The organism is Flagellimonas hadalis (genome assembly GCF_007785775.2).
Lineage (GTDB): Bacteria > Bacteroidota > Bacteroidia > Flavobacteriales > Flavobacteriaceae > Flagellimonas > Flagellimonas hadalis.
This window is the reverse complement of the sequence record NZ_VNIK02000005.1, coordinates 75,457-88,455: the sequence shown is the minus strand read 5'-3', so window position 1 is coordinate 88,455 and position 12,999 is coordinate 75,457. Positions and strand designations below refer to the sequence as shown.

Sequence of the window (12,999 nt, the reverse complement as noted above, 5' to 3'; positions counted from 1 at the left end):
ACCTAGAACACAATGTTTTCTGACAACAAAAAACCAAGGCCTATGACTGAATTTGGCGGACAGCCCAACCGAATTGAAAAGAACACGAAGATCAAGGGCGATATTACCTCCGAGGCCGATTTCCGAATCGATGGCAAACTCGAAGGCAACGTAAAGACCTCAGGAAAAGTGGTTATCGGAAAGGATGGCTATATCAACGGAAAAGTGGAATGCGTGAATGCCGATATCGAAGGGAAGTTCAACGGTGAACTTTTGGTAAAGGACCTGCTTTCCCTGAAAGCATCAGCCATCATAGAGGGCACGGTGAGTGTGGCCAAACTGTCCGTGGAACCGGGAGCTACTTTTAATGCGTCCTGTGTAATGGGCAAAGGGGCACCGGTGACCACGGCATCGCCCAAACTGGAGACCGCAAAGAGCAATGAACCAGCAAAAGCCTCCTAACAAGAAAAGAGAAGCTTTACATACCGCCGCCCGTTTGTCCGGACTTGCCATACAAATGGGCGCTACCATCTATCTGGGCAACCTTTTGGGTTCATGGCTCGAAAAAAAATATAACTTTTCCGCAGCAGAGGAACTTGTTACCTTTGCTGCCATAATCGTGGCCATATACTTAATGATAAGACAGGCCATTCAATCCAATAAATGAAAGGAAAAGTAGTGGTGTGGCACGCCATGATTACTGTGGCAGCCTTTATATTGGCCTACGTTATTCATACAGTGACAATTGCGGATGGATTCCACCCCAAAAAAGACATTCTGTTTTCTGTTTATACATTCCATTTAGTGTTCAGTCTGGTGGTGATCATTGCCTTTCAATTGCTGTCAGCCAGAAAGAAAGCAAAAGATCAACTGGGGTTTATCTATTTGGCAGTGATGGCGGCCAAACTGGCGTTGTTCATGGTAGTGTTTTCCAGTTATTTTTTTGGCGAGAGTACCACAACTACAGTTTCCCATGGTAATTTTTTGGTGCCCGTATTTTTGGGCCTGGCATGCGAAGTGACCTTTTTGGCCAAAACTTTGAAGCACATGGAATGAAAAATTGAAAAAAAGTCGTTTTTTAGCAATTTAGTACTACCTTTGCGCCGAATTTGACGAACGGATAATTTCTACATGGCAATGCGGGTACTAAAAACGCCTTTTGTTTTAGCGACTACATTATTTATTTTGTTGTTTTCCAATGGGATAAACGCAAAATCCCAAGAGGACAAAAAAGAAGGTGCCGTGAACACCAAGGAAGAAGTGGAGGAGTACATCCTTCACCACATCAAGGACTCACATGACTTCCACCTGTTTTCCTATACAAACTCGGAAGGAGAGAGGAAACACATCGGGTTCCCGCTTCCAGTGATCGTATGGTCAAGTGAAGGGCTTGTTACCTTCATGTCGTCCAAATTCCACCACGATGATTCTGGGCACCACATCGTAGAAGCCAGCGGAACACGATTTGCAAAACTCCACGGTAAGATATATGAACTCCAGCCAGGAGCGGAAAGCATCACCTTTGATGAAGAACACCATGCCACCAACGCCACCAAAGTGTTGGATTTTTCAATCACTAAAAGTGTTTTGGGAATCGTGCTGGTGGGATTGTTGATGCTTTTGCTGTTCGGCTCGTTGGCAAAGCAGTACAAGAGCAAAAAAGTACCGACTGGTTTTGGTCGTGTACTGGAGCCTTTGGTCATTTATGTCCGTGATGAGATAGCGAAACCCAATATTGGAGATAAAAAATACCGTCAGTTCACAGGTTACTTGTTGACAGTGTTCTTTTTTATATGGATACTCAATCTATTGGGATTGACGCCGCTAGGGTTCAACGTGACAGGACAGTTGGCCGTGACCGCCGCTCTTGCCATTTTCACGTTGATCATCTATACCGTGAAAGGAAATAAGGATTACTGGCAGCACATGCTGTGGATGCCGGGCGTTCCGGTTTTGATCCGTCCTGTTCTTGCCGTTATTGAACTGGCCGGGGCATTTTTGATCAAGCCCTTTTCCCTTTTGGTCCGATTGTTCGCGAACATATCCGCAGGACACATTGTGGTAATGAGCTTGATAGCCATTCTTATAACCATGAAAGCCGAAATGGGGGTTGTGGGATCGTCCCTTCTTTCCTTTGTGCTTTCGTTGTTCATTACATTGATAGAAGTATTGGTTGCCTTCCTTCAGGCATATATTTTCACTATGCTGTCCGCTTTGTTCATAGGTATGGCGGTCGCGGAACATGACCATCACCATGAGCATGACGAACATGGCCATGACAAGGTGGATGCTGAGGATGTAAGGGGTAACTATATTTAACCTGAGTTTATTTTTAACTATATAAATTTAATTGTATGACAGTTCCAAATTTAGTAGGTGCAGGATTGATTGTGATCGGTGCCGGTATCGGATTAGGTAAGATCGGTGGTAGTGCAATGGAAGGTATTGCACGTCAGCCAGAAGCTACTGGAAAGATCCAGACCGCGATGATCATTATCGCAGCACTATTGGAAGGTTTGGCGTTTGGTGCACTTTTCCTAGGAAAATAATCAAATTGCAAAACATTGTCCGCCGATATATGACGGTTGGTCATATGTCGGCGGTATTTAAAAATTTATAGTTATGGAACAATTACTAAATGATTTTTCGCCAGGGCTGTTTTTTATGCAGACCCTTATTCTTCTTGTGCTCATTTTTATCTTGGTAAAATTTGCATGGAAGCCCATCTTGAATTCCCTCAACGAAAGAGAGCAAGGCATACAAGATGCCCTTGACGCCGCCGAGGCCGCCAAAAAGGAAATGCAGAATGTGACCGCCGACAGCGAAAAACTGTTGAAAGAAGCAAGAGCGGAAAGGGATGTCCTTTTGAAAGAGGCCAGGGAGATCAAGGAAAGCATTATTTCCGAAGCCAAGGAGCAGGCCAATGCCGAAGGTGACAAGATCATCAAGCAGGCACAGGCTGCCATCGAAAGTGAAAAGAAAGCTGCAGTTGCCGAAATCAAGGCACAAGTGGCCAATCTTTCCTTGGAAATCGCCGAAAAAGTCATCAAAGAAGAACTATCCAACAAAGACAAGCAACTTAAGTTGGTTGACGACATGTTGGGCGATATCAAACTGAACTAGGACTATGGACCAGAACAGGGCAGCCATACGTTACGCCAAGGCAACTTTGGATTTCGCAGTCGAGAAAAATGCGGCAGATGCCGTGGAAAAGGACATGCGTGACATTGCTGCCGTGATATCCGAGAGCGGGGAGCTACAGCAGGTTCTGGAAAGCCCCGTAGTGAAATCCGAGGTCAAGAAAAATGCCTTGTTGGAAATCTTCAAGGATTCCAATGAGATCACCAAAGGGTTGATCCAAACCTTGCTGGACAACAAAAGGATAGCAATGTTGCAGGAAGTGGCGTTTAAATACATCATCCTCAACGAGAAAAGGAAAGGTGAGGAAGTGGCATACGTTACAACGGCCGTTCCTTTAACCCCGGAACTGGAAAAAAAGATCCTTGCCGCGGTCACCAAGGCAACAGGCAACAAGGTCACCATCCAGAACAAGATCGACGAGAGCATCATAGGAGGTTTTGTCCTTCGGATGGGCGATACCCAATATGACGCCAGCATCGCCAACAAATTGAACGGTTTAAAAAGAGAATTTACAAATAGTCTATAAAAATGGCAGGAGTAAAAGCCGCTGAGGTTTCAGCAATTTTGAAAAAACAGTTATCAGGTTTCGAAGCTACGGCTTCCTTGAACGAAGTGGGCACCGTACTACAGGTAGGTGACGGTATTGCCCGTGTGTATGGACTTTCCAATGCCCAGTACGGGGAGTTGGTGGAGTTTGACGGAGGCATGCAGGGAATCGTTTTGAACCTGGAAGAGGACAACGTCGGTGTGGTACTGTTGGGCCCATCCAAAGAAATTATGGAAGGCACTACCGTGAAGAGGACCGAACGTATTGCATCCATCAATGTGGGGGAGGGTATCGTTGGCCGTGTTATAGACACTTTGGGGAAGCCTATCGACGGAAAAGGGCCCATCTCTGGCGAAACTTACGAAATGCCCTTGGAGCGCAAGGCCCCTGGAGTTATTTTTAGACAACCTGTAAACGAACCTTTGCAGACCGGTATCAAGGCCATCGATGCCATGATTCCTGTGGGAAGGGGACAAAGGGAGTTGGTGATCGGTGACAAACAGACCGGAAAGACCACGGTTTGTATCGATACCATCTTGAACCAGAAAGAATTTTACGATGCAGGTAAACCCGTTTACTGTATCTATGTGGCCGTAGGTCAGAAAGCATCCACTGTGGCCGCCATTGCCAAGACCTTGGAGGACAAAGGTGCTTTGGCCTATACCACCATCGTTGCCGCCAACGCTTCGGATCCTGCGCCAATGCAGGTATATGCTCCTTTCGCCGGTGCGGCCATTGGGGAATATTTTAGGGACACTGGGCGTCCTGCCTTGATCATCTATGATGACCTTTCAAAGCAAGCGGTTGCCTACCGTGAAGTATCCCTGTTGTTGAGAAGACCACCAGGACGTGAAGCATACCCTGGGGACGTTTTCTACTTGCACTCCAGATTGTTGGAGCGTGCTGCAAAAGTGATCGCGGATGATGAGATCGCGAAGAACATGAACGACCTTCCCGAGTCCTTGAAGTCCATCGTAAAAGGAGGGGGTTCATTGACCGCACTTCCCATCATCGAGACACAAGCAGGAGACGTTTCTGCCTATATCCCAACCAACGTGATCTCCATCACCGATGGTCAGATATTCTTGGAGCAGGATTTGTTCAACCAAGGTGTACGTCCAGCGATCAACGTGGGTATCTCCGTATCCCGTGTGGGTGGTTCGGCACAGATCAAGTCTATGAAAAAAGTAGCAGGTACCTTGAAATTGGACCAAGCCCAGTTCCGTGAATTGGAAGCTTTTGCCAAGTTCGGTTCCGATTTGGATGCCGCTACCTTGAATGTGATCGAAAAAGGACGTAGGAACGTGGAAATCTTGAAGCAAGGTCAGAACGATCCATTTACTGTGGAAGATCAGGTGGCCATTATCTTTGCAGGTTCCAAGAACTTGTTGCGTAATGTGCCTGTGGACAAGGTAAAAGAATTTGAAAAAGAGTATTTGGAGTTCTTGAATGCGAAGCATAGGGATGTTTTGGATGCCCTTAAAGCAGGTAAATTGACCGATGAGGTAACAGATACCTTGACTGCTGTTTGCAAAGATCTTTCTGAAAAATATAAAGGTTAAGAGTTCAGAGTGATGGGTTATGAGCAAACTGGAAAACAGCCCAATTAGAATCAAAAGTTTCGAGTTTGCTTGCAAGATTGTCCATTACTGTGATGAATTGAAAAACAAAAAGGATTTTGAGATAGCCTCTCAGCTTCTGAGGAGCGGCACCAGCATAGGGGCCAATGTCAGGGAAGCACAGAGAGGGGTTAGCACAAAGGACTTTAAGAATAAGTTTGGGATAGCTTTGAAGGAAGCTGATGAAACCAAGTACTGGCTTGAGATTTTAGAAGCAACCGGCAGAGAAGTTCCCATAGATTTGATGGATAAGTGTGAAGAGTTGATGCGAATCATTGTGGCAATTGTCAAGAACTCTTAACTCATCACTCATAACCCAGAATTGAGATAATATGGCGAATCTAAAGGAAATACGGAACAGGATATCATCCATCGGCTCAACGATGCAGATTACCAGCGCCATGAAAATGGTGTCTGCTGCAAAATTGAAAAAGGCCCAGGATGCCATCACGGCCATGCGCCCTTATTCGGACAAGCTTACCGAGCTTTTGCAAAGTTTGAGTGCCAGCTTGGACGGTGATGGAGGAAGTCAATTTGCGGACAACAGACCCGTGAACAAGGTATTGGTTGTGGCAATCACCTCCAACCGTGGACTGTGTGGCGCGTTCAATTCCAACATCATCAAACAGAGCAATAACTTGGTTTCCGGCAAATACGCAGGCAAGCAGGTCGATTTTGTGACCATCGGCAAGAAAGGAAACGATATTCTCCGCAAGAAAAACACCATAGTGGCCAACCACAGCAGCATCTATGATAATCTGACCTTTGATAATGTGGCTGAGATTGCTGAGTTTTTGATGGACCAGTTCACCAAGGGCAATTACGACAAGATCGAGTTGGTCTATAACAAGTTCAAGAACGCCGCTACCCAGTTGGTGATGACGGAACAGTTCCTTCCCATTGTAAGCATGGAAGGGGATGCATCCAAGGCGGCAGACTACATTTTTGAGCCATCCAAAGTGGAAATCGTAAAAGAACTGATCCCAAAATCGCTCAAGACCCAATTGTACAAGGCCATCAGGGATTCCTTTGCCAGCGAGCACGGTGCCCGTATGACCGCCATGCACAAAGCGACCGATAACGCCAAGGACCTAAGGAACCAGTTGAAGCTGACCTACAACAAGGCTAGACAGGCCGCCATCACCAATGAAATCCTCGAGATTGTGGGAGGTGCAGAGGCACTGAACAATTAGACCGAGTCAAAGCGAGGTCAAATTTCTCGCAGCAGCGAGGCATTGAACAACTAAGATTATTATATTACTGATAATGAAAGGCCACCGAAAGGGTGGCCTTTTTGTTTTTCTTGACATGGTGACTAACGGCTTTTGTGTAACTTGTGGCACCTAATCAAGGTTTTTAAAGAACACGCACCTATTGAACCCGCTAAAAAGGCTTTTTAAGCAGACGTTTATCTATGGCTTGGCCACTGTGATGCCGAGGGTCATTTCTTTCTTTCTGCTTCCCTTGTACACTGCTGTTTTTGAAAATGCGGCGGGCTATGGGCAGTACACCAACATCTATGCGTGGATCGCCATTTTCAATGTTTTTCTGGCCTATGGCATGGAAACCGCTTTTTTTCGTTTTTATCACAAAAGTGATGACAAGGGCAAGGTCGTTTCCACTTCGTTGGTATCCCTATTAACCACCTCTTTGTTGTTTTTGATTTTTGCGCTCTCCGTAAAACAATGGCTGGCGGACATGACCAACATCAATGCGGATTATATTGAGTTCACGACCTATATATTGGTGTTGGACGCTTTGGTGATAGTTCCCTTTGCTTTGCTCAGGGCCAATGAAAAACCGATGCTCTATGCGGTGTTGAAGACCGTCAACGTAGCCATAAACCTAGCATTTAATGTGTTCTTTTTGCTATGGCTGCCCAAACTGGTCCTGGAGGACGAAACAGGGCTCTTCACATCGATCTATAAAACGGATTGGGAGATTCACTATGTTTTGATCTCCAACGTGATTGCCAGCGGTTTTACCTTATTGATATTACTGCCCAAGTATTTTAGGACTAAATATATCTTCGATCTACCACTGTGGAAACAGATGATGAAATATGCTGGGCCTGTCATGGTGGCCGGTATCGCCTTCACCATCAATGAGGTGTTGGACAAGATTCTGCTGACCGAAATATTACCGCAGGGCATAGCAGAGTCCGAAGTGGGAAAATATGGGGCATGCTATAAATTGGCCTTGTTCATGACCTTGTTCGGGACCGCGTTCCGAATGGGCGTCGAACCTTTTTTCTTCAGCCATGCCAAGACCGAAAAACCACAGCGGACCTATGCCCAGATCGCCAATTATTTTGTGGTGTTGGGAAGTATCATCCTCTTGGGGGTCATTGCGTTCATCGACCCCTTGGGCAAACTGTTGTTGAACAACCCAGTATATTGGGAAGCCCTGGACGTGGTGCCCATCATCCTGTTGGGGAGTTTTTGTTTGGGCATTTACCATAACCTCTCCGTTTGGTACAAGGTGACCGATCAGACCAAGTTCGGGGCCTATATTTCATCCATTGGGGCACTCATCACCTTGGTCATCAACATTGCCTTTATACCCAAAATAGGATACATGGCCTCGGCACTGGCCACCTTGGCGGCCTACGGCAGCATGATGCTGTTGTCCTATTATTTCGGAAAAAAATATTACCCAGTCCCCTACAATATGCGGAAAATCGTGTTCTATCTTTCGGTTTCCATTGTGTTTTCAGTCCTTTCCTTCTATGTTTTTAATAGAAATTTAATAGGGGGCAGCATACTGTTTTTGCTATTTTTGGGGTTAGTGTATAAGATGGAAGGAGATCATTTAAAAAACATTTTTTTAAAGCGTGGAGATTAAGATCATCAACAAGTCGGGGCACGCATTGCCCCATTACGAAACCTTGGCATCGGCAGGAATGGACCTTAGGGCCAATTTGGAGGCCCCTATTGTCCTGAAACCTTTGGGGCGAGCAATTGTGCCCACAGGGATTTTTATGGAACTTCCTGTAGGCTATGAGGCACAGGTAAGACCCCGCAGTGGACTTGCGGCCAAGAAAGGGGTCACCGTACTCAATGCGCCAGGTACCATTGATGCCGATTATCGGGGAGAGGTAGGGGTGATCCTGGTCAATCTTTCCAATGAGGATTTTACGGTGGAAAATGGCGAGCGTGTGGCCCAAATGGTCATTGCCAAGCATGAAAGGTCAGAATGGGTCGAAGTGAAAACACTTTCGGATACCGATAGAGGCGCAGGTGGATTTGGGAGTACCGGTGTCAAATAAATTCCTGCGTAGGCAGGAATCTCATAGGGGACTGATACGAAGCGAGTAGTTTAAACACCCATCGTAGCCATGAAACTTTGGAATGTTATATAATGACCAACAAAGCAAACGAAGTGCTTTACATAGGTGTTACGGATAATCTTGAAGAAAGAGTGAAAGAACATAAGTTGAAAGTCTATCCAAGGTCATTTACCGCCAAATACAATTGTGATAAATTGGTCTATTTTGAAGAGTTTATAGCTGGTGGAGAGGCGGTAAAGCGCGAAAGACAAATGAAAAAGTGGAAGAGAGACTGGAAAGTCAATTTAATTGAGAGTTTTAATCCTAACTGGGTTGACATTAGTCTTAACTGGAAATTGAACTATAATAAGTTGCGATAAACCTTGCTACATCAAGGTGAGAGTAGAAAAAGTTTAACAACAAAAATGAGACACCTGCTTTCGCAGGTGGTAAAGTATGAAAATAATCGTTCCAATGGCGGGAAGAGGTTCCCGTTTGAGACCACACACCTTGACAGTTCCGAAACCGCTCATTCCGGTGGCGGGCAAACCCATTGTACACCGATTGGTGAGCGACATTGCCAAAGTGTTGGGCGAACCCATTGAGGAAGTGGCCTTCATTTTGGGCGACCCTGCCTTTTTTGGCGACGATGTGGTGGAAAGTCTCATGCAACTGGCCGAAGAATTGGGTGCCAAAGGCTCCATTTACCGACAGGACCAGCCATTGGGTACCGGGCATGCCATTATGAGTGCCAAGGAATCGTTGAGCGGACCCGCCGTGATCGCTTATGCGGACACCTTGATCCGGGCCGATTTTGACCTCGATAAGTCCGCGGACAGTGTGATATGGGTAAAACAAGTAGATCGACCCGAAGCCTACGGAGTGGTAAAGTTGAACACCGACAACCATATTGTGGAACTGGTGGAAAAGCCCAAACAGTTTATCTCTGACCTTGCCGTGATCGGCATTTATTATTTCAAGGATGTAGGCGTGCTCAAAAATGAGCTACAGCACGTCTTGGAAAACAACATCACCAATGGAGGCGAATACCAGATCAATGACGGAATCAAACGAATGATGGAGAAAGGCATGAAATTTGTTCCCGGTAAAGTGGACGAATGGATGGATTGTGGCAACAAGGATGTCACCGTGGAAACCAACCAACGGATGCTGGGCTTTTTGGAAAAGGAGGGCGAACAAATGATCGCCAGTTCGGTGAAGCAGGAAAATGCCAACATCATTGAACCCTGTTTTATCGGGGAGAATGTGGTGCTCAAAAACACTACGGTCGGCCCTTATGTGTCGATAGGGGCAAATACGGTTTTGGAGAACTCCACCATAAAAAATAGCCTGATCCAAAGTGACAGCAAAATATACAATGCCAACCTGGACAATGCCATGATCGGCAACCATGTTGTTTTTAATGGTAATTTTGAATCCATTAGCATTGGGGACTATTCCGTTTTGGAATGATCTTGAAATAGATTTTTAGTTTGATGGGGACTTAGGATGTCAATATGAAAAAGAAACTTCTTGTTGGGATGGTTTTGGGAGCATCTGCACTGATGTCCTATTCGACCTATGCCCAAGAAGAAGAAAGTGCCGAGGTCTATCTTGAAGAATATACCGATGAGTTTCAGGAAAATTTCTTCGAAGGACTCAAACAAAAAGGCATCCAAAACTACGATCGTGCCATAGACCTGTTCCTCAAATGCAAGCAATTGGAGCCCGACAATAGCGTGGTGGACTATGAACTGGCCAAAGCCTATTTGCAGGACAAAAAATACATCCAAGCGCAACAGTATGCTGTTGAGGCCTTGTTGTCCGAACCTACGGATTATTGGTATTTGGACAATCTGCTCACCATTTTGGACAAACAGGGCAGTCCATGGACCTCCATCAAGGAACAAATACCTTATGGGAACAACAAATTGAGGGAGAACATGGCGGTTTCCTTTTTCAAGATGAAAAAATATGAGGAAGCCCTTGCGGTGTTGAAGGAAATAGATAATGCCCCGCTGACCAGTGAACTAACTCGAAAAATCAACGATTCGCTTCAAAAAAGCACCCAAGAGCCAACCACGCCGATTGAAGAGAAGCACATTGCGGACAGGAACGACCCGGTGACCGCATTGCGCACCCAAATTGAGGAACTGCTTTCCCGGTCAGATTACGAGGGTATGCTCGCCGTTTCAAAAGAAGCTCTGGACAGCTATCCGCTGCAACCCTATTTTTATTTCGCCTACGGAACGGCACTCAACAATACCGGGGATTCCAACAAGGCCATTGAGGTCTTGGAGAGTGGTTTGGATTACCTTTTGGACGATGGACCCTTGGAAAGCAGCATATTTAGGGAGCTTTCCAAAGCATACACAAAAATTGGCAACACGCAGAAAGCCAATGAATATTTGAACAAGATCAATTCAGGATTATAATGCGACACAAGAATATTGGCATAAGAATAATGGGAGTGATGCTTTTAGTGCTCACAATAGGGGCATGTAAGGGCACCAAGACCGTCACAGGAGGGGAAGTAGATCCAAGTTTATCGGCAAGGAACATCATCAACAGCCACTATTCCAACCAACCCAATTTCAAGACCTTGAGCGGTCGCATAAAGATTGATTATTCCAATGGAGATGAATCGCAGGGCGTGAACGTGACCCTTAGGATGGAGAAGGACAAGGTGATTTGGATCAGTGCGCCACTTGGTGTGGTCAAGGCCCATATCACACCCGAGAAAGTGTCTTTTTATAACAAACTGCAGAACGAATATTTCGATGGCGATTTCAGCTACCTGAGCCAACTTTTGGGCACGGACCTGGATTTTGAAAAAGTACAGAACCTATTGCTGGGCAATGCCGTTCTGGATTTGAGAAAGGACAAATACGACTCTGAAATCTATGGAGAGGGCTATCAACTGAAACCTAAAAAGGTCGAGCAGTTAGTTAAGATCTTGTTCCAATTGGAGCCCAAAAACTTTAAAATTTCGACCCAGCAAATAGCCCAACCCGAAAAATCCAGACAGTTGCAGGCAAAATATACCTATCAGGATGTTTTGGGAAATGCTTTACCGGAGGACATCAAGATATTGGCAGAGGATGAAGGGGAATTGACCACGATTGATTTGAGTTTCCGTAACCTTGAGTTGAACAAACCCATGAGTTTTCCGTATAAAGTGCCCAGCGGGTTTGATAAAATTACATTAAAGTAATATGAAAGTTAAAACTTCGTATTGTTTTTATTATCTGATACTTATATTTTTTGTATCACTGCCCTCATTTGCCCAGACCAGCGAGCAGAAGGCATTGGAGGCCAAACGGGAACGATTGCAACAGGAAATCAAGGAAATCAATAGGTTGCTCTTTGCCGAACGCAAGGAAAAGGGTACTATTTTGGACCAAATGGAAGCCTTGGACAACAAAATCAATGTGCGTCAAGAGCTCATCAGGGTCACCAACCAACAATCCAATCTACTGAACAGGCAAATCAATGTGAACATCAGGAGTATCAGTAAGCTCAGGGAAGACCTGGATGTGCTCAAGGAAGATTATGCGGAACTCATCCAGAAGACGTATCAGAACAAATCCCAAAGCAACCGTTTGATGTTCCTTTTATCGGCAGAAAACTTTTATCAGGCCTTCAAACGACTCCAATACATGCAGCAATATGCCAAGCATCGAAAAAAGCAAGGGGAGAACATCATCACGAAAACTGAGGAGTTGGCCAAGCTCAATCAAGACCTGGTAGTACAGCGAAAGGAAAAGGAACAACTCCTGGCCGAAAACACGAAGGCGAAGAACGAACTTTCCAAAGAAGTGGAAGCACAGCGGGATCTTTTAAGAAGCGTAAAACAGAATGAGGCAAAATATACCGCTGCCATTGCCGAAAAGCAAAAAGAGGCCCGCAGGATCGACCGTGAGATAGAACGATTGATCAAGAGTGCCATTGCAAGTTCCAACAAGAGTTCGGGCAAATCCACCAGCACCACCACTTTTGCATTGACCCCAGAGGCCAAGTTGGTGGCCGACAATTTCTCCTCTAACAAAGGAAGGCTGATCTGGCCTGTAGAAAAAGGGATCAAAAGCCAAGGATATGGGGTCTATGCGGACAAGCTCTACCCGGGCATAAAGCACCAAAACAACGGGGTGACCATAACCACGGACAAAGGCAGCAAGGCCAGGGCCATTTTTGAGGGGGAGGTCATTGCCATCATATCCGTTCCGGGAGGGAGCAAGGGCGTGACCATCAAACACGGGAATTACATCAGCACCTACTATAACCTCTCCACTTTGTATGTGAAAAAAGGGGACAAAGTGGTGGCCAAAGATGTCTTGGGGGATATTAATACCGACCGGTTTGATGGCACTACCAAATTGAAGTTTTATCTTTATAAGGATTCCAGTCGCCTCAATCCGGAAGATTGGATCTATCAACTATAACCC

17 protein-coding genes are annotated in these 12,999 nt (G+C 45.6%); all 17 read left to right on the top strand.

Features of this window, described 5'->3' with window-relative positions; translation table 11 throughout:
* Nucleotides 1–12: 12 nt before the first annotated feature.
* The 17 genes from FOT42_RS09365 to FOT42_RS09285 all read left to right on the top strand — a co-directional run bounded on the left by FOT42_RS09365 (nt 13) and on the right by FOT42_RS09285 (nt 12,996).
* Complete coding sequence (locus tag FOT42_RS09365) at nt 13–441, top strand: bactofilin family protein (protein WP_151890308.1); 429 nt, start codon at nt 13–15, stop codon at nt 439–441.
* Nucleotides 419–646, top strand: coding sequence for an AtpZ/AtpI family protein (locus FOT42_RS09360; protein WP_151890307.1), 228 nt, complete (start codon nt 419–421; stop codon nt 644–646). The genes FOT42_RS09365 and FOT42_RS09360 overlap by 23 nt, the downstream gene beginning before the upstream one ends.
* Entirely contained in the window at nt 643–1,035 is a 393-nt protein-coding gene (locus FOT42_RS09355; protein WP_151890306.1) for a DUF6168 family protein, read from the top strand. Before FOT42_RS09360 ends, FOT42_RS09355 begins: the two co-directional genes overlap by 4 nt.
* An 81-nt stretch (nt 1,036–1,116) precedes the next feature.
* Complete coding sequence (atpB, locus tag FOT42_RS09350; protein ID WP_192938358.1) at nt 1,117–2,298, top strand: F0F1 ATP synthase subunit A; 1,182 nt, start codon at nt 1,117–1,119, stop codon at nt 2,296–2,298.
* A 35-nt stretch (nt 2,299–2,333) separates the two neighbouring features.
* Complete coding sequence (atpE, locus tag FOT42_RS09345) at nt 2,334–2,528, top strand: ATP synthase F0 subunit C (protein WP_014032715.1); 195 nt, start codon at nt 2,334–2,336, stop codon at nt 2,526–2,528.
* A 73-nt stretch (nt 2,529–2,601) separates the two neighbouring features.
* Nucleotides 2,602–3,102: a F0F1 ATP synthase subunit B gene (locus FOT42_RS09340; RefSeq protein ID WP_151890304.1), complete on the top strand. Its 501-nt coding sequence runs from the start codon at nt 2,602–2,604 to the stop codon at nt 3,100–3,102.
* Nucleotides 3,103–3,106: 4 nt separating this feature from the next.
* Entirely contained in the window at nt 3,107–3,646 is a 540-nt protein-coding gene (gene atpH, locus FOT42_RS09335; RefSeq protein WP_151890303.1) for an ATP synthase F1 subunit delta, read from the top strand.
* A 2-nt stretch (nt 3,647–3,648) separates the two neighbouring features.
* Nucleotides 3,649–5,229 (top strand): F0F1 ATP synthase subunit alpha, encoded by a 1,581-nt coding sequence (gene atpA / locus FOT42_RS09330; RefSeq protein WP_151890302.1) that lies wholly within the window; start codon nt 3,649–3,651, stop codon nt 5,227–5,229.
* Between the two features lie 19 nt (nt 5,230–5,248).
* Complete coding sequence (locus FOT42_RS09325) at nt 5,249–5,587, top strand: four helix bundle protein (RefSeq protein WP_151890301.1); 339 nt, start codon at nt 5,249–5,251, stop codon at nt 5,585–5,587.
* Between the two features lie 31 nt (nt 5,588–5,618).
* Complete coding sequence (gene atpG, locus FOT42_RS09320) at nt 5,619–6,479, top strand: ATP synthase F1 subunit gamma (RefSeq protein ID WP_151890300.1); 861 nt, start codon at nt 5,619–5,621, stop codon at nt 6,477–6,479.
* Between the two features lie 181 nt (nt 6,480–6,660).
* Nucleotides 6,661–8,130, top strand: coding sequence for a lipopolysaccharide biosynthesis protein (locus FOT42_RS09315; RefSeq protein WP_151890299.1), 1,470 nt, complete (start codon nt 6,661–6,663; stop codon nt 8,128–8,130).
* Nucleotides 8,120–8,554, top strand: a complete 435-nt coding sequence (gene dut, locus FOT42_RS09310; protein ID WP_151890298.1) for a dUTP diphosphatase — start codon at nt 8,120–8,122, stop codon at nt 8,552–8,554. Before FOT42_RS09315 ends, dut begins: the two co-directional genes overlap by 11 nt.
* A 92-nt stretch (nt 8,555–8,646) precedes the next feature.
* Nucleotides 8,647–8,934, top strand: coding sequence for a GIY-YIG nuclease family protein (locus tag FOT42_RS09305; RefSeq protein ID WP_151890297.1), 288 nt, complete (start codon nt 8,647–8,649; stop codon nt 8,932–8,934).
* 76 nt (nt 8,935–9,010) lie between these two features.
* A complete protein-coding gene (locus FOT42_RS09300; RefSeq protein ID WP_151890296.1) occupies nt 9,011–10,027 on the top strand; it encodes a sugar phosphate nucleotidyltransferase in 1,017 nt (338 codons plus the stop codon).
* Nucleotides 10,028–10,071: 44 nt separating this feature from the next.
* Complete coding sequence (locus tag FOT42_RS09295) at nt 10,072–10,989, top strand: tetratricopeptide repeat protein (RefSeq protein WP_151890295.1); 918 nt, start codon at nt 10,072–10,074, stop codon at nt 10,987–10,989.
* Complete coding sequence (gene lolB1 / locus FOT42_RS09290) at nt 10,989–11,768, top strand: lipoprotein insertase outer membrane protein LolB1 (RefSeq protein WP_192938357.1); 780 nt, start codon at nt 10,989–10,991, stop codon at nt 11,766–11,768. Before FOT42_RS09295 ends, lolB1 begins: the two co-directional genes overlap by 1 nt.
* 1 nt (nt 11,769) lies before the next feature.
* Entirely contained in the window at nt 11,770–12,996 is a 1,227-nt protein-coding gene (locus FOT42_RS09285) for a murein hydrolase activator EnvC family protein (RefSeq protein ID WP_151890293.1), read from the top strand.
* Nucleotides 12,997–12,999: the final 3 nt, after the last annotated feature.

Excerpts from the sequence above, each read along its gene's own strand:
- FOT42_RS09305 (WP_151890297.1), top strand. The coding sequence starts at position 8,647 with ATGACCAACAAAGCAAACGAAGTGCTTTACATAGGTGTTACGGATAAT.
- FOT42_RS09325 (WP_151890301.1), top strand. The coding sequence starts at position 5,249 with ATGAGCAAACTGGAAAACAGCCCAATTAGAATCAAAAGTTTCGAGTTT.
- FOT42_RS09300 (WP_151890296.1), top strand. The coding sequence starts at position 9,011 with ATGAAAATAATCGTTCCAATGGCGGGAAGAGGTTCCCGTTTGAGACCA.
- FOT42_RS09360 (WP_151890307.1), top strand. The coding sequence starts at position 419 with ATGAACCAGCAAAAGCCTCCTAACAAGAAAAGAGAAGCTTTACATACC.
- atpH (WP_151890303.1), top strand. The coding sequence starts at position 3,107 with ATGGACCAGAACAGGGCAGCCATACGTTACGCCAAGGCAACTTTGGAT.
- FOT42_RS09365 (WP_151890308.1), top strand. The coding sequence starts at position 13 with ATGTTTTCTGACAACAAAAAACCAAGGCCTATGACTGAATTTGGCGGA.
- atpE (WP_014032715.1), top strand. The coding sequence starts at position 2,334 with ATGACAGTTCCAAATTTAGTAGGTGCAGGATTGATTGTGATCGGTGCC.
- FOT42_RS09285 (WP_151890293.1), top strand. The coding sequence starts at position 11,770 with ATGAAAGTTAAAACTTCGTATTGTTTTTATTATCTGATACTTATATTT.
- atpG (WP_151890300.1), top strand. The coding sequence starts at position 5,619 with ATGGCGAATCTAAAGGAAATACGGAACAGGATATCATCCATCGGCTCA.
- FOT42_RS09295 (WP_151890295.1), top strand. The coding sequence starts at position 10,072 with ATGAAAAAGAAACTTCTTGTTGGGATGGTTTTGGGAGCATCTGCACTG.
- FOT42_RS09355 (WP_151890306.1), top strand. The coding sequence starts at position 643 with ATGAAAGGAAAAGTAGTGGTGTGGCACGCCATGATTACTGTGGCAGCC.
- atpB (WP_192938358.1), top strand. The coding sequence starts at position 1,117 with ATGCGGGTACTAAAAACGCCTTTTGTTTTAGCGACTACATTATTTATT.
- atpA (WP_151890302.1), top strand. The coding sequence starts at position 3,649 with ATGGCAGGAGTAAAAGCCGCTGAGGTTTCAGCAATTTTGAAAAAACAG.
- FOT42_RS09340 (WP_151890304.1), top strand. The coding sequence starts at position 2,602 with ATGGAACAATTACTAAATGATTTTTCGCCAGGGCTGTTTTTTATGCAG.
- lolB1 (WP_192938357.1), top strand. The coding sequence starts at position 10,989 with ATGCGACACAAGAATATTGGCATAAGAATAATGGGAGTGATGCTTTTA.